This window comes from Enterobacter cloacae (genome assembly GCF_011078175.1).
GTDB lineage: Bacteria > Pseudomonadota > Gammaproteobacteria > Enterobacterales > Enterobacteriaceae > Enterobacter > Enterobacter cloacae_Q.
The window spans coordinates 516,879-538,759 of sequence record NZ_JAALCJ010000002.1 but is presented as its reverse complement, the minus strand read 5'-3'; the positions used below and the strand labels follow the sequence as shown (position 1 = coordinate 538,759).

The following is a 21,881-nucleotide window of genomic DNA, read 5'->3' as shown; positions in this document are numbered from 1 at the left end:
ATTGAGCAAATTTTCCGCTGTATCGTCCCGTCAGGGATGGCGAAAATCTCAACGTTTTCAACACCACATCCACAGGCAGTAAGGTTTTATGACCCATCACTTGAAATCGCGTGACATCATCGCGCTGGGCTTTATGACATTTGCGCTGTTCGTTGGCGCAGGCAACATCATTTTCCCTCCAATGGTTGGCTTACAGGCGGGTGAACACGTCTGGACAGCTGCGTTTGGCTTCCTGCTTACTGCCGTGGGCCTGCCGGTACTGACCGTTATCGCGCTGGCGAAAGTCGGTGGCGGTGTGGACAGCCTCAGCACCCCGATTGGCAAAGTGGCTGGCGTTCTGCTGGCAACCGTCTGCTATTTGGCCGTTGGCCCGTTGTTCGCGACCCCGCGTACGGCGACCGTCTCCTTTGAAGTGGGTATCGCCCCGCTGACCGGTGACGGCGCGATGCCGCTGTTTATTTACAGCCTCATTTACTTCGCCATCGTGATTCTGGTTTCTCTCTATCCCGGCAAACTGCTGGATACCGTGGGTAACTTCCTGGCACCGCTGAAAATTGTGGCGCTGATCGTGCTGGCGGTTGCGGCGATCGTCTGGCCTGCGGGGCCAATCAGCTCCGCGATGGACGCTTACCAGAATGCGGCGTTCTCAAACGGTTTCGTGAACGGCTATCTGACGATGGATACGCTCGGTGCGATGGTGTTTGGTATCGTTATCGTTAACGCCGCGCGTTCACGCGGCGTGACCGAAGCGCGTCTGCTGACCCGCTATACCATCTGGGCTGGTCTGATGGCCGGTGTCGGCCTGACGCTGCTGTATCTGGCGCTGTTCCGTCTGGGGTCAGATAGCGCAACGCTGGTCGATCAGAGCGCAAACGGCGCGGCGATCCTGCATGCCTACGTGCAGCACACCTTTGGTGGGGCAGGCAGCATGCTGCTGGCGGCGCTGATTTTCCTGGCTTGTCTGGTGACGGCGGTGGGTCTGACCTGCGCCTGCGCGGAGTTCTTCGCCCAATATCTGCCGCTCTCTTACCGCACGCTGGTGTTTATCCTCGGCATCTTCTCCATGGCGGTGTCAAACCTCGGTCTGAGCCACCTGATCCAGGTGTCAATTCCGGTGCTGACGGCGATCTATCCGCCATGTATCGTGCTGGTGGTGCTGAGCTTCACCCGCCCGTGGTGGCATAACTCGACGCGAATTATTGCGCCAGCCATGTTTATCAGCCTGATTTTTGGTATCCTTGACGGGATCAAAGCATCGGCATTTGCAGAAATTCTGCCAGCCTGGACACAGCGTCTGCCGCTGTCCGAGCAGGGCCTGGCCTGGCTGATGCCTTCCGTTGTAGCGCTGGTTCTGGCAATTATCTGGGACCGTGCGGCCGGGCGCCAGGTGGCATCCAACGCCCATTAATCAACGGCAACAAATTGTTTAACCACGGGGCTTAAGGCCCCGTGGTTTTTTGTTTTTTTCGTGTTGAATGGCAAGATTTTAATGGAAAGCACTAACAAACTTAAACGTGGATTGAGCACCCGCCACATCCGCTTTATGGCGCTGGGCTCGGCTATCGGTACCGGGCTTTTTTATGGCTCGGCAGATGCCATCAAAATGGCCGGTCCAAGCGTTCTGCTGGCCTACATCATCGGCGGCGCTGCGGCCTATATCATCATGCGTGCGCTGGGGGAGATGTCGGTGCACAACCCGTCTGCCAGCTCGTTTTCACGTTATGCGCAAGAAAACTTAGGCCCGCTGGCAGGGTTTATCACCGGCTGGACCTACTGCTTCGAAATTCTGATTGTCGCCATTGCCGATGTGACGGCGTTTGGTATCTATATGGGTGTCTGGTTCCCCGCGGTGCCGCACTGGATCTGGGTGCTGAGCGTGGTGCTGATCATTTGTGCCGTTAACCTGATGAGCGTAAAAGTGTTTGGCGAGCTGGAGTTCTGGTTCTCCTTCTTCAAGGTCGCGACCATTATCATCATGATCCTTGCCGGTTTCGGCATTATCATCTGGGGTATCGGCAACGGCGGTCAGCCAACCGGCATTCATAACCTCTGGAGTAACGGCGGATTCTTCAGCAACGGCTGGCTCGGGATGGTCATGTCGCTCCAGATGGTCATGTTCGCTTACGGTGGTATTGAGATTATCGGCATCACCGCCGGGGAAGCGAAGGATCCGGAGAAATCTATTCCGCGCGCCATCAACTCGGTGCCGATGCGTATTCTGGTGTTCTATGTGGGCACGCTGTTTGTGATTATGTCCATCTATCCGTGGAACCAGGTAGGCACCAATGGTAGCCCGTTTGTGCTGACCTTCCAGCATATGGGCATTGCGTTTGCTGCCAGCATTCTCAACTTTGTGGTGCTGACCGCCTCGCTGTCGGCCATCAACAGTGACGTGTTCGGCGTGGGCCGCATGCTGCACGGCATGGCGGAGCAGGGCAGTGCACCGAAGGTGTTTGCCAAAACGTCGCGTCGCGGCACCCCGTGGGTGACGGTCGTGGTCATGACCGTTGCACTGCTGTTCTCGGTTTACCTGAACTACATCATGCCGGAGAACGTCTTCCTGGTGATTGCGTCGCTGGCGACCTTCGCCACCGTGTGGGTCTGGATCATGATCCTGCTGTCGCAGATTGCCTTCCGTCGCCGCCTGTCGCCAGAAGAGGCCAAAGCGCTGAAGTTTAAAGTGCCGGGCGGCGTGCCAACGACCATTGTCGGCCTCATCTTCCTGGTCTTCATCATTGGCCTGATTGGTTATCACCCGGATACCCGTATCTCGCTGTACGTGGGCTTCGCGTGGATCGTTCTGCTGCTGGTGGGCTGGGTTTTCAAACGCCGCCGCGACCGTCAGCTGGCGGAAGCACAGTAACATTCTTTTCCCCCTCTCCCCGTGGGCTGAGGGTTCCCCGCAAAACAACGCCTGCACAGACGGCCCCCTCTCCCTTCAGGGAGAGGGCTGGGGTGAGGGGGAACACACGGCTCTGGCGGTCATTCCGTTCACGTTATGTTCCTTGCTACTCTGTAGCGAAATGAGCGGTGAACGTGCCAGGGTGGCTCAGTTGCCACCACTCTGGCGACCCGGGCTCCCGGCGGAAAATCGCCGCTTCGCGGTGCCCTCAGTTATTCTGAAGGGAACGTTATTGCTTCTGCTCTCACATTGCTGGGGCTATCTCTCCCCGTAGGAAAGGGTGAGGGCATCAGGCCGCAGTGATGCCTCCTCCCCCGTCCTCCTCCCCCAATAAATCCCGTCATGGTGAGCTATCCTTAACCACCCTGTGGCAAGGTGACGTCAATTTCATCAAAGGGGATTCGTGATGTTAAACGCCTGGCACCTTCCGGTTGCCCCATTTGTTAAGCAAAACAAAGACAACCTTGTGATTACGCTTTGGCTGGCAGGAGACAATCAGCCTGAACGTGTGACCCTGCGCGCCGAAGTGGATAACGAAGAAACGTCGCTGAAAATGCATAAAGCGCGTAGCCAGCCGCAGCCGGGCGTCACGGCGTGGCGGGCGAATATCAACCTGTGCAGCGGACAGCCGCGACGTCGCTACAGCTTCAAACTGTTGTGGAACAACCGTCAACTGTGGTTTACCCCGCAGGGCTTCAGCCGTTTTCCTCCGGCCCGGCTGGAACAGTTTGCCGTGGATCACCCGGATAACGGCCCGCAGTGGGTTAACGATCAGGTCTTTTACCAGATTTTCCCGGACCGCTTTGCGCGCAGTGAAAAGCGTACTGCCGATCAGGACAAGGTTTATTACCATCATGCGGTCGGTCACGACATCATTCAAAAAAAATGGGACGAGCCGCTGACCGCCCAGGCGGGGGGATCGACCTTTTACGGCGGCGATCTCGACGGTATCAGCGAAAAGCTGCCGTACCTGAAAAAGCTCGGCGTGACGGCGCTGTACCTGAACCCGGTGTTTAAAGCGCCAAGCGTGCACAAATACGATACGCAAGACTACCGCCACGTTGACGAGCAGTTTGGCGGTGACGAAGCGCTGCTGCGGCTGCGGCACAACACGCAAAAAGAGGGTATGCGCCTGATACTGGACGGCGTGTTCAATCACAGCGGTGATTCTCACGCGTGGTTTGACCGTCATAATCAGTCGATGGGGGGGGCATGCCACAACCCGGATTCACCGCAGCGTGACTGGTACAGTTTTGACGAGAATGGCCGCGCCCTGGACTGGCTGGGCTACCCGAGTCTGCCGAAGCTTGATTTCCAGTCGCCATCGCTGGTGAATGAGATCTACGGAGGCGATGACAGCATCGTGCGCCACTGGCTGAAAGCGCCGTGGAATATGGACGGCTGGCGGCTGGACGTGGTGCATATGCTGGGTGAAGCAGGCGGGGCGCGGAATAACCTTCAGCATGTCGCCGCCATTACCCGGTCGGCAAAAGCGGCCCGGTCGGAAGCATTCGTCTTCGGAGAGCACTTTGGCGACGCGCGTCAGTGGTTGCAGGCTGATGCAGAAGACGCGGCGATGAACTATCGCGGCTTCACCTTCCCGCTGTGGGGTTTTCTCGCTAACACCGATATCTCTTACGATCCGCAGCATATTGATGCTGAAACCTGCATGGCGTGGATGGAGAACTATCGCGCTGGCCTGTCGCATCAGCAGCAGTTGAGGATGTTTAATCAGCTCGACAGCCACGATACCGCGCGATTTAAATCATTGCTGGGTAAAGATGTGGCGCGTCTGCCGCTGGCGGTAACCTGGCTCTTTACCTGGCCGGGCGTACCCTGCATTTACTATGGCGATGAAGTGGGGCTGGACGGTAACAATGATCCGTTCTGTCGTAAAACCTTCCCGTGGGAGCCTGAAAAGCAGGATCGGAACCTGCTCAGCCTGTACCAGCGTATGGCGGCGCTACGCAAGCAGAGCCAGGCCCTGCGCTACGGGGGCTGTCAGGTGATGTATGCCCACGATAACGTTGTGGTGTTTGTTCGCGTCTATAATCAGCAGCGCGTGCTGGTGGCGATCAACCGGGGCGAGGCGTGTGAAGTCGTGCTGGAAGATTCACCGCTGCTGGCCGGTATAACGTGGAAGAGCAAAGAGGGGAAAGCGACGTTACAGGAGAGCGTACTCACGCTGCCGTCGATCTCCGCTGCGGTCTGGTTCGGCAGCTAATCACAGGCAGTATGGTTTTCACCGCTTAGTGATGGCGCAAATGCAACGATTTGTGTCAATCTTAACGGATCGTTTACGGTGAAGGTGAAAACATGGACGAGCTTTACATCCTTGGCTGTTTGTTCCTGGTTTTTGCGTTGGTGGTTGCACCCGTGCTGGCGGTTATAGGGTTTAATCGAAGCACGGAGGCGCGGCAGGAGATCGCCCGGCTTCGCCAGCGCATTGAGGCGCTTGAGCAGTGCGGCGTCACTGAGAAAGCGTTGGAGCCGGTGCAGACCGCCGCGCCGCTGGAGACGCCAGTGCCGGTGCCAGAAGCCGTTACCGCACCTGTCGATCCCTGGCGTCCCGAACCGCCCGTCACTGAAGCAGAACCAGCGCCTGTACCGACGGCAAAACGGCCTTCCGCCTTTGGCGGCATCCTGTCCTCGCTGACGCGCTGGTTTATGCAGGGCAATCCGCTGGCAAAACTGGGGATTGTACTGCTCTTCCTCGGCCTCTCTTTCCTGCTGCGCTATACCGTTGAACATTCATTGTTTCCGCTTGAGCTTCGCCTGGCGGCCACGGCCCTGTTTGCCATGGTGCTGCTGGCCGTTGGATGGCGGCTGCGGCACAGGCAGCGGATCTACGCGCTGATCCTCCAGGGCGGGGCGACCGGCGTGCTTTATCTGACCGTGTTTGGCGCATTCCGGCTGTGGCAGATGCTGCCGATGACGCTGGCGTTTGCGCTGCTGGTGGTGATTTGCGCGACAAGCGTCGGACTGGCCGTGCTGCAAAAGGCGCTGAGCCTTGCCATGCTGGCGAGCCTCGGCGGGTATCTTGCGCCGCTGCTCCTCTCTACCGGGGGCGGTAGCTTTGTGGCGCTGTTCTCCTTCTATCTCCTGTTATCCATCGGCATTCTCGTCATCAGCATCTGGCAGCACTGGCGCGAGCTCAACCTGCTCGGGCTGCTCTTCACGTTTGGCGTTGGCGGGGTGTGGGGGCTGAGCGACTACCAGCCGGAAGACTATGTGATTTGTCAGCTGTTCCTGATTGCCAATACGCTTATTTTTGGCGTGTTTAGCGTGGCGATGTCGCTGCGGGCGCAGGAAAAAGGCAAACAGATTATTGACGGCGTACTGCTGTTTGCTCCGCCGCTGATTGGTTTTGGGATGCAGTACGGCATGACGTCTCACTGGACGTACGGCCCGGCGCTCAGCGCGCTGGGCTATGGTGCGTTTTATCTCTCCCTGGCGTTTCTCGCGCTGCGACGCTATCCGTCTGTCGGACGGCCACTGGTTATGGCGGCGCTGGCGATCGGCGGCGGATTTGCCACGCTTGCCATTCCGCTGGCGCTTTCAGCGCGCTGGACGGCGATGGCCTGGGCGCTGGAAGGGCTGGGTATTCTCTGGCTGGGCGTGCAACAGCAGCAGCGGCGCATGAGCTATAGCGGCACGGCGCTGCTGGTGCTGGCGCTCGGTAGCGCGATATGGGCGCAGATGGACGGCGTCACCGCGCTGAGCCTGCTGCTTATTTTCGCAGTGCTGAGTCTTTGCTGGCTGGCTGCGGCCTGGCTGTGGCAGAAAATCGCGCTGCCGGGCAGTTGGGCATTGCTGGCCGGTGGGCTGCTGTTCTGGTTAGTGGCGCTGCTGGGCGCTTCGCAGCTGTTCCTGAAGCAGGCGTTATCGGTTCTGGCAGGCGTGCTGGCGCTGACGGCGGCGTCGGCCTGGGGATGGCGGCAGGCTGCCGTTCGTCTGGCATGGCGGGAGCTGGATGCCAGCAAATGGCTGCTGTGGCCGGTGATGCTGCTGATGGTGTTGTATCAGGTCTGGCAACAGCAGATCCTGGCTGCCGGTTGGGCAAATCTGGCCTGGGCTATCGCGCTGCCTGCCGCCCTGATGCTGCTGCGGCGCGACGAAAATAAACGTCTGCCGCGTATCTCAATGGGGCTGCATCTGTCGCTGGTGTGGATGATTTTACTCCCCATAGCCGCCGAACTTTACTGGTTTGCCCGTTCTCTGCCGTGGGGCATGGCGGCCTGGGGAAGCGGCATTGCGATGGCTGTCGGCGGTGGAGTGATTATGGCGCTCTCCGCGGCCGTACGGCGTCGCGGGTGGCCCTTCCGGGTATGGCCTGCGCTCTACGCCTGCCTTGCCGCGATCCCTGTGGTTGTGGCGCTGGTGGTATTGCTGGTCGTGACCAATTTCCAGGACGGTGTGGTCTATCAACTGACCTGGCTGCCGCTGGTGAACCCGCTTGAGGAAGGCGCGGCGTTCGCGCTGCTGGGGCTGGTGGTGTTTTATCGGGCAGTGGATCGCTACTATCCGGCATCGCTTGCGCAGTCCCGCCCGTGGCCCGCCGTTGTGCTGATGGCCCTGGGTTTTTGGTGGCTTAACGGCACGCTGCTTCGCGCGCTGGCGTGGTACGGCGAGGTGGCCTGGACTATAGAGTCGTTGTGGCACTCGCGGCTTATCCAGACCACCTTTGCCCTGTTCTGGATGTTCTGCGCGTTGGTAATCATGATCCGTGCCACCCGTCGGGCTTCCCGCCATGAGTGGCTTGGCGGTGCGGTGCTGCTGGGCGTGGTGATGCTCAAACTGATGCTGGTGGACAGCGCGGGCGGTGGTGGCCTGGCGCGCGCCGTCGCGTTTATCGGCGTGGCGATTCTGGTCCTGATTGTGGGCTATTTCTCGCCGCTACCGCCTAAAGCAGGAGAAGAAAAATGAAATGGATGAACGCGGTTGTTTGTGCGGCACTGCTGGCCGTGGCCGGTCCGGCATTCAGCGAGGGCGCGCAGGCGGAATCCCCGCGGGATTATGCCTATGGCCTGTCCCTTGATACCTCTGCCTCTTCGCCGTGGTATCGGGTCATGCTGCCGCTGGCGGTTTATCAACAGAGCACATCGCCCGATCTGCGCGACGTGCGCGTGTTTAATCAGTCGGGCGAGCCGGTACCGTTCAGCCTGGTTACCACGACGCGTCCGCAGCCGGCAACGACCACCACGGCGCTGCGCCTCTTTGCGCTTAACGCCTCGCCGGGCGGGGCAGAGGGGAACGGCGATAAAATTATGCTACGGGCCAGAAACGGCGTGGAAATTGTGCTGGAAGGGCAACACGCGGCGGCTGCCGGACAGCACTATCTGTTGACCCTGCCGGAAAACGCGACGGAGGTTCCGCTCTCTCAGCTTCAGTTAAACTGGGAGACGCCGCACGGCTCGTGGCAGGGGACAGCCTCGGTCTATTACAGCGAGGATCTGAAAAACTGGTATACCCTGCGCGAAGAGATGCCCCTGCTGGACGTGGTAAGTGGACAGGATCGCCTGAAGCTTGACCTCATCGATACCGATCTGGTGTTATCTCCTGAGGCGAATCGCTATCTGCTCCTGGTGCTGAACACGGGACGTTCTGCCCTGACGTTAACCGGCGTCAACGCGATTAACGCGCCTGTACAGCCGGAATCTGAGCACATTAGCCTGGCGGGAGAGGGGGAGCGGTTATCCGAAAGCGAAGCCGTGTGGCGCTGGAAGCATCCGCAGCCTCTGAGTGCTATCGGCTTCATGCTGAATGGGGACGGCGTGCTCCCGGCAGAAATAGCCTGGCGGGGGGCGGACAAGGAGCGGTGGCATACGCTGAAAAAAGAGGTGATCTACCAGCTCGGCGGCAAAACGTCTGAACCTGTACCGCTCCCGGGCGGGCTGGTCGAGGCGGTAAAAATCAAGACCCTCAATGCGCGTTTGCCTGAGAACCTGCCTGGCGTAACCGGGCAACGCGTGCGCTATGATCTGGTGTTTAACGCGCAGGGGAAAGGGCCGTACCTGCTCGCCTGGGGGAACGGGGCCGCGAAACCGGCGAGCGTGGAGACGGATATGCTGATCCCGACCGAACTGCGTAAAACCTACGATCTGGCAGCCCTGCCGATGGCGGATACGCTGGAACCTGTCCCGCTGGGCGGCGAGGCGCGTTTAACCGCAACGTCTGCGGCTGAACAGGAAAACAGAATGAAAACGCTGTTGGTGTGGGGCGTACTGATCGCGGGGGTGATGGTACTAGCGGGTATGGCATGGCGCATCTGGCGCGAGGTAAAAAAAGACGGCGCAGCATAAGCCATAAAAAAACCCGCGTATTCGCGGGTTTTTTCGTAAACCGTGCCGATTACAGGCTGGATACGTTCTCAGACAGGTATTTAGCCACGCCGTCTGGGGAAGCAGCCATACCTTCTTTACCTTTTTCCCACTGAGCCGGGCACACTTCACCGTGCTCTTCGTGGAACTGGAGCGCGTCAACCATGCGCAGCATTTCGTCGATGTTACGACCCAGCGGCAGATCGTTCACAACCTGGTGACGAACGATGCCGTTTGCGTCGATCAGGAAAGAGCCACGCAGTGCAACGCCAGCGTCCGGATGTTCGATACCGTAAGCCTGCTGGATTTCGCGTTTAATGTCCGCAACCATCGCGTATTTCACCGCACCGATGCCGCCGTTTTCGACAGGGGTGTTACGCCATGCGTTGTGTACAAATTCAGAGTCGAAGGAGACGCCAACCACTTCCACGCCACGCTTCTGGAATTCTTCGTAACGTTTGTCGAACGCGATCAGCTCAGACGGGCAAACGAAGGTGAAGTCCATTGGCCAGAAGAACAGAACGGTCGCTTTACCGTTGGTGTGCTGTTTAAAGTTGAAGTTTTCAACGATTTCACCGTTGCCCAGAACCGCGGCAGCTGTAAAATCCGGAGCCGGACGAGTTACCAGAACCATATGATTCTCCTGTAGATACTAAGGTTATTTGGAACGCAACGCGGGCCAGTATAGAGGCAGTACGGGAATAAGACAAAGAGGTGGTAACAATCGTTCCACCAGCTTTTACCTATCAATCGAACCGACTTCACAGTTCTTTATTTTTCGCCTGCGTCATCATTCGCGGGTAGAACTGCCAGAAGCGGGTTTCCAGCGCATCGTAATGTTCATCCAGGTCATGCCATGAGTTGCGCAGCGCGTCCAGACGCGGTCGACGGCTCGCCATGCCGTTCAGGACGTTCTGAATGAAATCCATCTCGCGGTATCGCTCCAGCCAGCGTTCAGACCAGAGATAGTTATTCAGATTCACAAAGCGCGGCGGGGAGTCCGGCAAAATGATCGACACCTGCGCGTGGGCGTAGCGCACAAACTCAGGCAGCGACATATCAGGCGACAGCCGGGACCAGTGGCGCGACAGGAAATGATCCCACATGACGTCGAGCGTGATCGGCGCCACGCGTCGCGTTTCGGGGCGGAACCAGGCTTTGGCTTCCGTCACTTCCGGCAGGTTATCGGTCAGCACGTCGATGCGGCGGTGCATAAAAATCCCGTCGACAACGTCAGGGGAATACTCTTCCGCGGGGTTGCCGCGTACAAAATCGGCCAGCAAATTGCCGGAGAGGGAGCTGTCCGCGAGGTGAGCGAGATGCAGGTGAGCGAGAAAATTCATGCGTTTTCGTTGTCCGGTGGCGGCTAGTTGTTGCAGCAAAAGGGTGTGAGCACTAGACTATGCCGCCTGTTTTTAAGTCACGAGTATACGTCATGCGCGTCGCCGATTTCTCCTTTGAACTACCTGAATCCCTGATTGCTCACTACCCCATGCCTGAGCGCAGTAGCTGCCGTTTACTGTCACTGGACGGGCCGACGGGCGCGCTGACGCACGGTACTTTCACCGATCTGCTCGACAAGCTCAACCCTGGCGATCTGCTGGTCTTTAACAATACCCGCGTGATCCCGGCGCGTCTGTTTGGCCGTAAAGCCAGCGGCGGCAAGATTGAAGTGCTTGTCGAACGTATGCTCGATGATAAACGTATTCTGGCACATATTCGCGCATCCAAAGCGCCGAAGCCGGGCGCTGAGCTGCTGCTGGGGGATGACGAGAGCATCAAAGCGACCATGACCGCGCGTCACGACGCGCTGTTTGAAGTGGAATTCAACGACGAGCGCACGGTGCTGGATATCCTCAACGCCATCGGCCATATGCCGCTGCCGCCGTACATTGAGCGCCCGGATGAAGAGTCTGACCGTGAGCTGTACCAGACCGTCTACAGCCAGAAGCCTGGCGCGGTCGCGGCACCGACGGCGGGCCTGCACTTTGATGAACCGCTGCTGGAAAAGCTGCGCGCAAAAGGCATTGAGATGGCATTCGTCACGCTGCACGTTGGCGCGGGGACGTTCCAGCCGGTACGTGTAGACAGCATTGAAGATCACATCATGCACTCCGAGTATGCCGAAGTGCCGCAGGAGGTGGTTGACGCGGTGCTGGCAGCGAAAGCGCGCGGAAGCCGCGTTGTGGCGGTCGGGACAACCTCCGTGCGTTCCCTTGAGAGCGCGGCGCAGGCGGCAAAAACCGATCTTATCGAGCCGTTCTTTGGCGATACCCAAATCTTTATCTACCCAGGCTATCAGTACAAAGTGATTGATGCGCTGGTAACCAATTTCCATCTGCCTGAATCAACATTAATTATGCTGGTGTCGGCCTTCGCGGGTTATCAGCACACGATGACGGCCTACAAGTCTGCGGTAGAACAAAAATATCGCTTTTTTAGCTACGGTGACGCGATGTTTATCACGTACAATCCGCAGGCTTTGAATGAGCGTGTCGGGGAATAAGTCCGCGGCACCGTGTTACAACGTTGGACTGTTTTTCTGACGTCGGAGAAAAAATGAAATTTGAACTCGATACCACCGATGGCCGCGCGCGTCGCGGTCGACTGGTGTTTGATCGCGGCGTGGTAGAAACCCCCGCGTTTATGCCTGTGGGCACCTACGGCACCGTAAAAGGAATGACGCCGGAAGAAGTTGAAGCCACTGGCGCACAGATTATCCTCGGTAACACCTTCCACCTGTGGCTGCGTCCGGGTCAGGAGATCATGAAGCTCCACGGCGATCTGCACGATTTCATGCAGTGGAAAGGCCCGATCCTCACCGACTCCGGCGGTTTCCAGGTCTTCAGCCTGGGCGATATCCGTAAAATCACCGAGGAGGGCGTGCACTTCCGTAACCCGATCAACGGCGATCCAATCTTCCTCGATCCGGAAAAATCCATGGAGATTCAGTACGATCTCGGCTCCGATATCGTGATGATCTTCGACGAATGTACGCCATATCCGGCGGACTGGGACTACGCCAAGCGTTCCATGGAGATGTCCCTGCGTTGGGCGAAGCGTAGCCGCGACCGTTTTGACTCCCTGCAAAACAAAAATGCGCTGTTCGGCATTATCCAGGGCAGCGTTTACGAAGATTTACGCGATATCTCGGTCAAAGGTCTGGTAGAGATAGGCTTTGATGGCTACGCTGTCGGCGGTTTGGCTGTGGGTGAGCCGAAGGAAGATATGCACCGTATTCTGGAGCATGTCTGCCCGCAAATCCCGGCGGATAAACCACGATACCTGATGGGTGTGGGTAAACCAGAAGATCTGGTGGAAGGCGTACGTCGCGGCATTGATATGTTCGACTGCGTTATGCCAACCCGAAACGCGCGTAACGGTCATTTGTTCGTTACCGATGGCGTGGTGAAAATCCGTAACGCGAAGCATAAGAGTGACACCAGCCCGCTCGATTCTGAGTGCGATTGCTATACCTGTCGCAATTATTCTCGCGCGTACCTGCATCATCTCGATCGTTGCAATGAGATTTTGGGCGCGCGTCTCAATACCATTCATAATCTTCGTTATTATCAGCGCTTAATGGCTGGTTTACGTAAGGCTATCGAAGAGGGTAAATTAGAGAGCTTCGTGACCGATTTCTACCAACGTCAGGGGCGGGATGTTCCACCGTTGAACGTTGATTAATTTTAATAATGAGGGAATTTGAATGAGCTTTTTTATTTCTGATGCGGTAGCAGCAACAGGTGCACCAGCGCAGGGCAGCCCGATGTCTCTGATTCTGATGCTGGTTGTGTTCGGTCTGATTTTCTACTTCATGATCCTGCGTCCACAGCAGAAGCGTACTAAAGAGCACAAAAACCTGATGAACTCCATCGCGAAAGGCGATGAAGTCCTGACCAATGGTGGCCTGGTGGGTCGCGTAACCAAAGTAGCGGAAAACGGCTACATTGCTATCGCCCTCAACGACACCACTGAAGTGGTTATCAAACGTGACTTCGTAGCTGCCGTTCTGCCGAAAGGCACCATGAAGGCGCTGTAATCCCAACTTTTCCCAAAGGGAACTGCCGTGTTAAACCGTTATCCTTTGTGGAAGTACATCATGCTGGTCGTCGTGATTATCGTCGGCCTGCTGTACGCGCTTCCCAACCTGTATGGTGAGGATCCGGCCGTTCAAATCACTGGCGCGCGCGGTGTCGCCGCCAGTGAGCAAACGCTGATCCAGGTCCAGAAAACGTTACAAGAAGAAAAAATTACCGCTAAGTCTGTGGCACTGGAAGAGGGCGCAATTCTTGCTCGCTTCGACACCACCGACACGCAGCTCCGCGCACGTGAAGCGCTGATGGGCGTGCTGGGTGATAAATACGTCGTGGCGCTTAACCTTGCTCCTGCAACCCCGCGCTGGCTGGCTGCGCTGAACGCAGAGCCAATGAAACTGGGTCTTGACCTGCGTGGTGGTGTTCACTTCCTGATGGAAGTGGATATGGATACCGCGCTCGGCAAGCTACAGGAACAAAATATCGACAGCCTGCGCAGCGATCTGCGCGATAAGGGCATTCCGTACACCACCGTACGCAAAGAAGATAACTACGGCATGAGCATCACGTTCCGCGACAGCGCGGCACGCGATCAGGCTGTGACCTATCTGTCTCAGCGTCACCGCGATCTGGTGATCACCTCTCAGGGCAGCAACCAGCTGCGTGCGGTCATGACCGACGCGCGTCTGAGTGAAGCGCGTGAGTACGCCGTTCAGCAGAACATCAACATTCTGCGTAACCGTGTAAACCAGCTGGGCGTGGCAGAGCCACTGGTGCAGCGTCAGGGTGCTGACCGTATCGTGGTTGAACTGCCGGGTATTCAGGATACCGCGCGTGCGAAGGAGATTCTGGGCGCGACGGCGACCCTGGAGTTCCGTCTGGTGAATTCCAACGTCGATCAGGCTGCTGCGGCCTCAGGCCGAGTGCCTGGCGATTCCGAAGTGAAACAGACCCGCGAAGGCCAGCCGGTTGTGCTGTACAAACGCGTGATCCTGACCGGTGACCATATCACCGACTCTACTTCAAGCCAGGATGAGTACAACCAGCCGCAGGTTAACATCTCGCTGGATAGCGCAGGTGGCAACATCATGTCTAACTTCACCAAGGACAACATCGGTAAGCCGATGGCGACCCTGTTCGTGGAGTACAAAGACAGCGGTAAGAAAGACGCCAACGGCCGCGCGGTGCTGGTGAAAGAGGAAGAGGTGATCAACATCGCCAACATCCAGTCTCGTCTGGGTAACAGCTTCCGTATTACCGGTATCAGCAACCCGAACGAAGCGCGTCAGCTCTCTCTGTTGCTGCGTGCCGGTGCGCTGATTGCGCCAATTCAGATCGTTGAAGAACGTACCATCGGCCCAACCCTGGGGATGCAGAACATCAAACAGGGTCTGGAAGCGTGTCTGGCCGGTCTGGCGGTGTCCATCATCTTCATGATCTTCTTCTATAAGAAGTTTGGTCTGATTGCGACCTCCGCGCTGATTGCCAACCTGGTGCTGATCATCGGTATCATGTCCCTGCTGCCGGGGGCGACGCTAACCATGCCAGGTATCGCGGGTATCGTTCTAACCCTTGCGGTGGCGGTCGACGCCAACGTACTGATAAACGAACGTATTAAAGAAGAGCTGAGCAACGGTCGTTCTGTACAGCAGGCGATTGAAGAAGGCTACAAAGGGGCGTTCAGCTCCATCTTCGATGCGAACGTAACAACACTGATTAAGGTTCTTATCCTGTATGCAGTGGGTACTGGCGCGATCAAAGGCTTTGCGATTACTACCGGTATCGGTGTCGCAACGTCGATGTTTACCGCTATTGTCGGCACCCGTGCCATCGTGAACCTGCTGTACGGCGGCAAGCGCGTCAAAAAGCTGTCTATCTGAGGAGTGCGTTGTGGCACAGGAATATACTGTTGAACAATTGAACCACGGCCGTAAAGTCTGGGACTTTATGCGCTGGGACTACTGGGCCTTCGGCATTTCAGGTTTTCTGCTGATCTTGTCCATCGTCATTATGGGCGTGAAAGGCTTTAACTGGGGTCTGGATTTCACCGGTGGTACGGTGATCGAAATTACCCTGGAAAAACCGGTCGATATGGACCAGATGCGCGAGTCTCTGCAAAAGGCGGGCTTTGAAGAGCCGCTGCTCCAGAACTTCGGCAGCAGCCGCGACATCATGGTGCGTATGCCGCCGGTACACGATGCCAACGGCAGCCAGGAGTTGGGCAGCAAGGTCGTCCAGGTTATTAACGAAACGACCAGCCAGGATGCAACGGTTAAGCGTATTGAGTTCGTCGGGCCAAGCGTGGGTGCAGATCTGGCCCAGACCGGTGCGATGGCGCTGCTGGTGGCGCTGATCTCGATCCTGATTTACGTCGGTTTCCGCTTTGAGTGGCGACTGGCGGCAGGCGTGGTTATCGCCCTGGCGCACGACGTGGTGATCACCATGGGCATACTGTCTCTCTTCCACATTGAGATTGACCTGACGATCGTGGCATCCCTGATGTCGGTTATCGGTTACTCACTGAACGACAGTATCGTGGTATCTGACCGTATCCGTGAAAACTTCCGTAAGATCCGTCGCGGCACGCCGTACGAAATTTTTAACGTGTCGTTGACCCAGACGCTGCACCGTACCTTGATCACCTCCGGTACTACCCTGATGGTGATCCTGATGCTGTTCCTGTTCGGTGGTCCGGTTCTGGAAGGCTTCTCGCTGACCATGCTGATCGGTGTCTCTATCGGTACGGCGTCGTCCATCTACGTCGCGTCCGCGCTGGCGCTGAAGCTGGGCATGAAGCGCGAGCATCTGATCCAGCAGAAAGTCGAGAAAGAAGGGGCGGATCAGCCGTCTATTCTTCCGTAAGACACTGTTTTACGCAGTACCGAAATCCCGGCCACCAGGCCGGGATTTTTTTTGGTCTGCATCTGACTAACACTCCTGACAGTATGCTGTCAGGAGGCCTGTCGTAGACTCCTTCTGAAACCTAACAACAGGCAGGAGGACGTATGAAAAGTGTCATTAACTGGTTTGAAATTCCGGTCTCAAATATGGATCGCGCCATTAAATTTTACGAGCCGGTGATGCAGGTCACGCTGCGTCGCGAGAAGATGGACGTGGCTGAGCTGGCGGTTTTCCCGTATGAGGATCCGGCCATCGGCGGCGCGCTGGCTAAATTTGACGGCGTTACACCGTCTTCGCAGGGCGCTATTATTTACCTGAATACTGACAATCTGACGGCCACGCTCGATCGTATCGCTTCTGCGGGCGGCGAATGCGTGTTTGGCCCGCTGGAACTGCCGCAGGGCATTGGCACTATAGCCCTGTTTACCGACAGCGAAGGTAATCGCGTCGGCCTCCATCAACCGCTATGAGAGTAAACCGATGACCCGACGCGCTGACCGTTTGTTTCAGATTGTGCAGATCCTGCGGGGCCGGCGTCTGACCACGGCAGCGCATCTGGCGGAAAGGCTTGGCGTATCCGAGCGTACGGTGTACCGCGATATTCGCGATCTGTCGCTTTCCAGCGTGCCGGTGGAAGGCGAGGCGGGAAGTGGATATCGGCTAATGTCGGGCTTTGATTTACCGCCGCTGATGCTGACCAACAAAGAGTCCGAGGCGCTGATGGTGGCGATCCGTCTGCTCAAAACCTGGGGCGGGGAGTCGCTGTCGCGCGAGCTGGAGTCAGCCCAGGAGAAGGTGCTGGCGATCCTGCCGGAAGAGAGTCGCCACAAAGCTGAACAGACGCGGATTTACGCGCCGGATATTGCACCTGGGCAGCACTCCCGCAGCGGCTTTGATGTAATACATCAGGCCATTTCCGCTCAGCGCGTGCTGGCGCTGCACTATCGCGATGAAGCGGGGCAGCTAACCTGGCGAGAGGTTCAGCCGCTGGGGCTGTTTTTCTGGGGAGAGCACTGGCTGCTGGCGGCGTGGTGCGAACGGCGCGATGACTACCGCTGCTTCCGGCTCGACAGATGTTTGCATATTACGCTGAAAGAAAGACGCTTTAGCGAAAGTGCGGACAGGTCTCTGGCGGATTTTTTGCGGAAGGTGAAGCAGTAAAAAGCCGGGCGGCGAGGTAAAAGCAAAACGGCAACGAGTGTTGCCGTTTTTAGTATTTGTTCCCTCTCCCCGTGTGAGAGAGGCAGAATGAGGGCATCAGCCCGCACAATCCCGCACAGATTAGAAGTTGTAACCCACGACCAGGTAACCACCCCAACCGGTAGAACGGACGCTGAAGTCACCGTTGCCGAAGTTCAGGCTGGCGTCGTCGTTCCACTGGCCACCGTTGTGCCAGTAACGCGCAACAACAGAGTAGTGCCAGTGATCGTAGTTCAGCGCCAGGATGTGGCTGGACGCGATGGAGTCGTTGGTGCGCGCTTTTCTGCCGTTCAGATCGCGGAAGTCGTTGTCGCCCAGGTCTGAACCCCAGTCAAAGTTGGTGAAGCCGATGTAGCTCAGGTTGCCGCCCCACAGCTGGGTAATTGGCACGAAGTATTTCACTTTGAAACGGTAGCCGTCCCACTCGTTCTCGTTCGCGGCGCCGTAGTTCTGCCACTGGTATTTTGCGTAGACGTTCATGGACAGGCTCATCGGCAGGCCGGTCTCAATGTCTGTACCCAGACCCATATACCAGGTGCTCTGACGACCAGATTTATTGCGGCCCATGTCGTAGATATAGTTGTTAGCGAAATACCACTCTTTGAACGGACCAAACGCCAGGCTGGTACCGGTCAGTTTGTCGATGGAGAAGCGCGGTTCGATCTCCATAAACAGTGGGGAACCGTGGTTCCAGATACCTTTCGCATCGGTGTTACCGCCGAAGAATACCGGTGCATCCATGTAACCGTAGAAATCAAACCAGTCTTTTTTAGCGAACGCTTCGTACTCGAGGTAAGTATCGTTACGGATCTGCGGCCCGAAACGAGTGTGATAGCTGCCTACTACGTTAACGCTCTGGTGCCACCAGTCGGAGAGGTATTGTGGTTTGTCGTTTTCCGCTGCGTTAACAGTGAAAGAGGAGGAGAGTGCCAGCACTGCACCGGCTGCGAGTAATGTTTTTTTCATAATCATGCCACTGATTGAAATTCCCTTCCGGGAGTGAAAAATGCGCGAATTGCGTTTCTAAATATTTCGTGTTTCTGCGGAGCCTATTATAGGAATCCTTGCTCACAAAAATATGTGTTGTTTCACATATCTCTCACATACGTAATCGATTGCGTTCACGTTTGCGTACTTTAGACGGGCGGGATTGTAGCGGCAATCATTTATGTTGCCAATCCATACGAAATGTAAATGTTAGCGGAGTGACATTTCACTCCGCTAGAAGGGCGGGTTATTGCGCGGCGGGTTGAATGTCGTGAATGCGGATAAAGCCCAGCTGTTCTGGCGTCAGTCCGCTCAGCTGGAGCGGGATATCAACATCGCTCGGCGCCAGCGTGCTGGCGGGGGCGGTGAAGAGCCGATTTTTTACGTTTACTTCCTGATAGCTCTCCGTGGTGCCCTGAATCTGGCCCCACTCTACGGTGCCGCTGAACGCGGGAAGCGGATCGTTAGATTCACCCTGAATGCGTAATGTTGCGCGAGTACCATCGGCATTCGCTGCAACATTCACCAGAGACATCTTTAGCGTGCCAATCTGGCTGTTCAGACGCGCGGGCGTGTTTGCACCTGGCAATAAATAAACGCCATTGCTGGATTTGGCATTGAGGGCGTTCTGCTGGGTGATCTTCACGGTTTCTTTGTTAAGTTTGTCCATCGCTACATTGAGCGTATTCACGCTTTGTTTCATCTCGCGGACTTCGCTTTGCTGTGCGCAGGCGCTGAGCGTGAACAGGCTCCCCACCAGCACTATTTTCAGGTAACGTCTTGTCATTGCGTTTAATTCCTTGAAATCACAGATTGCTGCAATGGTAGACAGGATAGTGCCGTCAGGCATAGATCCTTTGTCTCAAAAAGCTCTTCCTTTGTTGTCAGGCCAGTTCAGGGTAAAATAGAAATCAGTTAACCAGATAACAGGGACATCGTATGCATTGCCCATTTTGCTCCGCTGTGGATACCAAAGTCATCGACTCACGTCTTGTAGGCGAAGGGTCTTCCGTGCGTCGTCGTCGGCAGTGTCTGGTGTGCAACGAGCGTTTTACCACCTTCGAGGTGGCAGAGCTGGTAATGCCGCGCGTGGTAAAAAGTAACGATGTGCGCGAACCGTTCAATGAAGAGAAACTGCGTAGCGGGATGCTCAAGGCGCTGGAAAAACGGCCCGTCAGTTCCGATGACGTCGAAATGGCGTTAAACCATATTAAATCTTATCTGCGGGGGTTAGGTGAGCGCGAGGTGCCGAGCAAAATGATCGGCAATCTGGTGATGGAACAGCTGAAAAAGCTCGATAAAGTCGCCTATATCCGCTTCGCCTCCGTTTACCGCAGCTTCGAAGACATCAAAGAGTTTGGCGAAGAGATCGCCCGCTTACAGGATTAAGCCCATGCACGACGAGATGTACATGGCGCGAGCCATGAAGCTGGCGCAGCGCGGTCGGTTTACCACTCACCCTAACCCCAACGTCGGGTGCGTTATTGTTAAAGATGGCGAGATCGTGGGGGAAGGGTTTCACTACCGCGCAGGCGAGCCGCATGCTGAAGTGTATGCTCTGCGCATGGCGGGTGAGAAAGCGCGTGGCGCAACGGCCTACGTAACGCTGGAGCCTTGCAGCCACCATGGGCGCACGCCGCCGTGCTGTGAAGCGCTGATTGCGGCGGGCGTCTCGCGCGTTGTCGCCGCCATGCAGGATCCTAATCCGCAGGTGGCGGGTCGCGGGCTGTATCGTCTGCAACAGGAAGGGATCGACGTCCGTCACGGCCTGATGATGCAGGATGCGGAAGCCCTGAATAAAGGCTTCCTGAAGCGCATGCGCACCGGCTTCCCGTTTATCCAGCTTAAGCTTGGCGCGTCTCTGGATGGCCGCACGGCGATGGCGAACGGCGAAAGCCAGTGGATCACCTCGCCGCAGGCAAGGCGCGATGTGCAACGTCTGCGCGCGCAAAGCCATGCTATTCTCACCAGCAGTGAAACGGTACTGGCTGACGATCCGGCCATGACCGTGCGCTGGGAAGAGCTGAATGCGGATACGCAGGCGCTCTATCCGCAGGAGAACCTGCGTCAGCCGCTGCGCATTATTATTGATAGCCAAAACCGCGTGACGCCGGAGCACCGCATCGTGCAGCAGCCGGGTGAAACCTGGATTGCCCGCACCAAAGAAGATACGCGCGAGTGGCCGGAAGGCGTGCGCAGCATTATGGTGCCGGAACATAACGGGCATCTCGATCTCGTGGTGCTGATGATGTTGCTCGGCAAACAGCAGGTCAACAGCATCTGGGTTGAAGCCGGTCCGACGCTCGCCGGCGCGCTGCTTCAGGCGGGGCTGGTGGATGAGCTTCTCGTCTACGTTGCGCCTAAACTGTTAGGTAACGACGCGCGCGGCCTGTTTGTGCTGCCCGGCCTTGAAAAACTGGCCGATGCGCCGCAACTCTCATTCAGCGAGATTCGTCCGGTGGGCCCGGATGTCTGCCTCCATTTAACGACAGCGTAATTGCCCCTGAAATAGGGAAGCAGCGCGCAAAGTATTATGATAAAATCCGCCCCCCTGCGGGGCCAAATGAACCCGTAAAGGAAGAGTATGAACATTATTGAAGCTGCTGTAGCTACCCCGGACGCTCGCGTCGCCATCACCATTGCGCGTTTCAACAACTTCATCAACGATAGCCTGCTGGAAGGTGCGGTTGACGCCCTGAAACGTATCGGCCAGGTTAAAGATGACAACATTACCGTCGTTTGGGTACCAGGTGCTTATGAACTGCCACTGGCAGCGGGCGCGCTGGCAAAAACCGGTAAATACGACGCGGTGATTGCGCTGGGTACTGTTATTCGTGGCGGCACCGCGCACTTCGAATACGTTGCGGGCGGTGCAAGCAACGGTCTGGCACACGTTGCACAGGATGCTGAAATCCCTGTCGCGTTCGGCGTGCTGACCACCGAAAGTATTGAACAAGCCATCGAACGTGCTGGCACCAAAGCCGGTAACAAAGGTGCAGAAGCTGCACTGACCGCGCTTGAAATGATCAATGTATTGAAAGCCATCAAGGCCTGATTTTTTTGTAAGGGGAATTCCGTGAAACCTGCTGCTCGTCGCCGCGCCCGTGAATGTGCCGTCCAGGCACTTTACTCCTGGCAGTTGTCCCAGAACGACATCGCTGATGTTGAATACCAGTTCCTGTCAGAACAGGACGTGAAAGACGTTGACGTTCTGTACTTCCGTGAACTGCTGTCGGGAGTGGCGACTAATAGCGCGTATCTCGACGGTCTGATGAAGCCGTACCTGTCCCGTCTGCTCGAAGAGCTGGGCCAGGTTGAAAAAGCAGTGTTGCGTATCGCGCTGTTTGAGCTGTCAAAACGTGATGATGTGCCGTACAAAGTGGCCATCAACGAAGCGATCGAACTGGCGAAAACCTTCGGCGCTGAAGACAGCCACAAGTTTGTTAACGGCGTGCTGGATAAAGCCGCACCTGCGATCCGTCCCCACAAAAAGTGATCCGCAAACCGGAGTCCTGCATTGCCGTAACGGCAGTG

At 56.8% G+C, this 21,881-nt stretch carries 20 protein-coding genes; 16 read left to right on the top strand and 4 right to left on the bottom strand.

The genetic code is table 11. From position 1 onward, the window contains the following. The first annotated feature begins 88 nt into the window (after positions 1–88). The 5 genes from brnQ (at position 89) to G6Q29_RS06720 (ending at position 9,204) form a co-directional block, all read left to right on the top strand. On the top strand, positions 89–1,408 hold the full coding sequence (gene brnQ, locus G6Q29_RS06740) for a branched-chain amino acid transporter carrier protein BrnQ (protein ID WP_165465007.1): 1,320 nt from the start codon (positions 89–91) through the stop codon (positions 1,406–1,408). A gap of 81 nt (positions 1,409–1,489) precedes the next feature. Next, positions 1,490–2,863 carry a proline-specific permease ProY gene (proY, locus tag G6Q29_RS06735; protein WP_165465006.1) on the top strand — a complete coding sequence of 458 codons (1,374 nt, stop codon included), beginning with the start codon at positions 1,490–1,492 and terminating at the stop codon, positions 2,861–2,863. A gap of 445 nt (positions 2,864–3,308) precedes the next feature. Next, positions 3,309–5,126: a maltodextrin glucosidase gene (malZ, locus tag G6Q29_RS06730; RefSeq protein WP_165465005.1), complete on the top strand. Its 1,818-nt coding sequence runs from the start codon at positions 3,309–3,311 to the stop codon at positions 5,124–5,126. Positions 5,127–5,218: 92 nt separating this feature from the next. Beyond that, on the top strand, positions 5,219–7,828 hold the full coding sequence (locus G6Q29_RS06725) for a DUF2339 domain-containing protein (protein ID WP_165465004.1): 2,610 nt from the start codon (positions 5,219–5,221) through the stop codon (positions 7,826–7,828). Next, on the top strand, positions 7,825–9,204 hold the full coding sequence (locus G6Q29_RS06720) for a DUF3999 domain-containing protein (RefSeq protein WP_165465003.1): 1,380 nt from the start codon (positions 7,825–7,827) through the stop codon (positions 9,202–9,204). The genes G6Q29_RS06725 and G6Q29_RS06720 overlap by 4 nt, the downstream gene beginning before the upstream one ends. Before the next feature lie 49 nt (positions 9,205–9,253). On the opposite strand, the gene G6Q29_RS06715 is transcribed toward G6Q29_RS06720, so the two are convergent. Both G6Q29_RS06715 and acpH read right to left on the bottom strand, forming a co-directional pair. Next, complete coding sequence (locus G6Q29_RS06715; protein WP_003859113.1) at positions 9,254–9,856, bottom strand: peroxiredoxin C; 603 nt, start codon at positions 9,854–9,856, stop codon at positions 9,254–9,256. Positions 9,857–9,983: 127 nt separating this feature from the next. Further along, positions 9,984–10,565, bottom strand: coding sequence for an ACP phosphodiesterase (gene acpH, locus G6Q29_RS06710; RefSeq protein WP_165465002.1), 582 nt, complete (start codon positions 10,563–10,565; stop codon positions 9,984–9,986). Positions 10,566–10,657: 92 nt separating this feature from the next. Between acpH and queA the strand changes: the two genes are divergently transcribed. The 7 genes from queA to G6Q29_RS06675 all read left to right on the top strand — a co-directional run bounded on the left by queA (position 10,658) and on the right by G6Q29_RS06675 (position 17,321). Beyond that, positions 10,658–11,728 carry a tRNA preQ1(34) S-adenosylmethionine ribosyltransferase-isomerase QueA gene (gene queA / locus G6Q29_RS06705; protein WP_165465001.1) on the top strand — a complete coding sequence of 357 codons (1,071 nt, stop codon included), beginning with the start codon at positions 10,658–10,660 and terminating at the stop codon, positions 11,726–11,728. Positions 11,729–11,781: 53 nt separating this feature from the next. After that, positions 11,782–12,909 (top strand): tRNA guanosine(34) transglycosylase Tgt, encoded by a 1,128-nt coding sequence (gene tgt, locus G6Q29_RS06700; protein ID WP_023334687.1) that lies wholly within the window; start codon positions 11,782–11,784, stop codon positions 12,907–12,909. A gap of 22 nt (positions 12,910–12,931) precedes the next feature. Then, the gene (gene yajC, locus G6Q29_RS06695; RefSeq protein ID WP_003859109.1) at positions 12,932–13,264 is read left to right on the top strand and encodes a preprotein translocase subunit YajC; all 333 of its coding nucleotides are present in this window, start codon (positions 12,932–12,934) and stop codon (positions 13,262–13,264) included. A 27-nt stretch (positions 13,265–13,291) separates the two neighbouring features. Further along, positions 13,292–15,139 carry a protein translocase subunit SecD gene (gene secD, locus G6Q29_RS06690; protein ID WP_003859106.1) on the top strand — a complete coding sequence of 616 codons (1,848 nt, stop codon included), beginning with the start codon at positions 13,292–13,294 and terminating at the stop codon, positions 15,137–15,139. A 10-nt stretch (positions 15,140–15,149) separates the two neighbouring features. After that, a complete protein-coding gene (gene secF, locus G6Q29_RS06685; RefSeq protein ID WP_003859105.1) occupies positions 15,150–16,121 on the top strand; it encodes a protein translocase subunit SecF in 972 nt (323 codons plus the stop codon). A gap of 143 nt (positions 16,122–16,264) precedes the next feature. Continuing rightward, entirely contained in the window at positions 16,265–16,630 is a 366-nt protein-coding gene (locus G6Q29_RS06680; protein ID WP_165465000.1) for a VOC family protein, read from the top strand. 10 nt (positions 16,631–16,640) lie between these two features. Next, positions 16,641–17,321 carry a helix-turn-helix transcriptional regulator gene (locus G6Q29_RS06675; protein WP_165464999.1) on the top strand — a complete coding sequence of 227 codons (681 nt, stop codon included), beginning with the start codon at positions 16,641–16,643 and terminating at the stop codon, positions 17,319–17,321. Between the two features lie 120 nt (positions 17,322–17,441). Here G6Q29_RS06675 and G6Q29_RS06670 read toward each other — a convergent pair whose 3' ends face one another. Together G6Q29_RS06670 and G6Q29_RS06665 are read right to left on the bottom strand one after the other, a co-directional pair. Next, complete coding sequence (locus G6Q29_RS06670; protein ID WP_032610182.1) at positions 17,442–18,326, bottom strand: nucleoside-specific channel-forming protein Tsx; 885 nt, start codon at positions 18,324–18,326, stop codon at positions 17,442–17,444. Between the two features lie 268 nt (positions 18,327–18,594). Further along, positions 18,595–19,134, bottom strand: a complete 540-nt coding sequence (locus tag G6Q29_RS06665; protein ID WP_080460819.1) for a DUF3251 domain-containing protein — start codon at positions 19,132–19,134, stop codon at positions 18,595–18,597. A 152-nt stretch (positions 19,135–19,286) separates the two neighbouring features. Between G6Q29_RS06665 and nrdR the strand changes: the two genes are divergently transcribed. The 4 genes from nrdR to nusB all read left to right on the top strand — a co-directional run bounded on the left by nrdR (position 19,287) and on the right by nusB (position 21,843). After that, positions 19,287–19,736, top strand: coding sequence for a transcriptional regulator NrdR (gene nrdR, locus G6Q29_RS06660; RefSeq protein ID WP_003859099.1), 450 nt, complete (start codon positions 19,287–19,289; stop codon positions 19,734–19,736). 4 nt (positions 19,737–19,740) lie between these two features. Further along, positions 19,741–20,844 carry a bifunctional diaminohydroxyphosphoribosylaminopyrimidine deaminase/5-amino-6-(5-phosphoribosylamino)uracil reductase RibD gene (gene ribD / locus G6Q29_RS06655; protein ID WP_165464998.1) on the top strand — a complete coding sequence of 368 codons (1,104 nt, stop codon included), beginning with the start codon at positions 19,741–19,743 and terminating at the stop codon, positions 20,842–20,844. Positions 20,845–20,931: 87 nt separating this feature from the next. After that, entirely contained in the window at positions 20,932–21,402 is a 471-nt protein-coding gene (ribH, locus tag G6Q29_RS06650; RefSeq protein WP_003859098.1) for a 6,7-dimethyl-8-ribityllumazine synthase, read from the top strand. A 21-nt stretch (positions 21,403–21,423) separates the two neighbouring features. Then, positions 21,424–21,843, top strand: coding sequence for a transcription antitermination factor NusB (gene nusB / locus G6Q29_RS06645; RefSeq protein ID WP_006809908.1), 420 nt, complete (start codon positions 21,424–21,426; stop codon positions 21,841–21,843). Positions 21,844–21,881 lie beyond the last annotated feature (38 nt).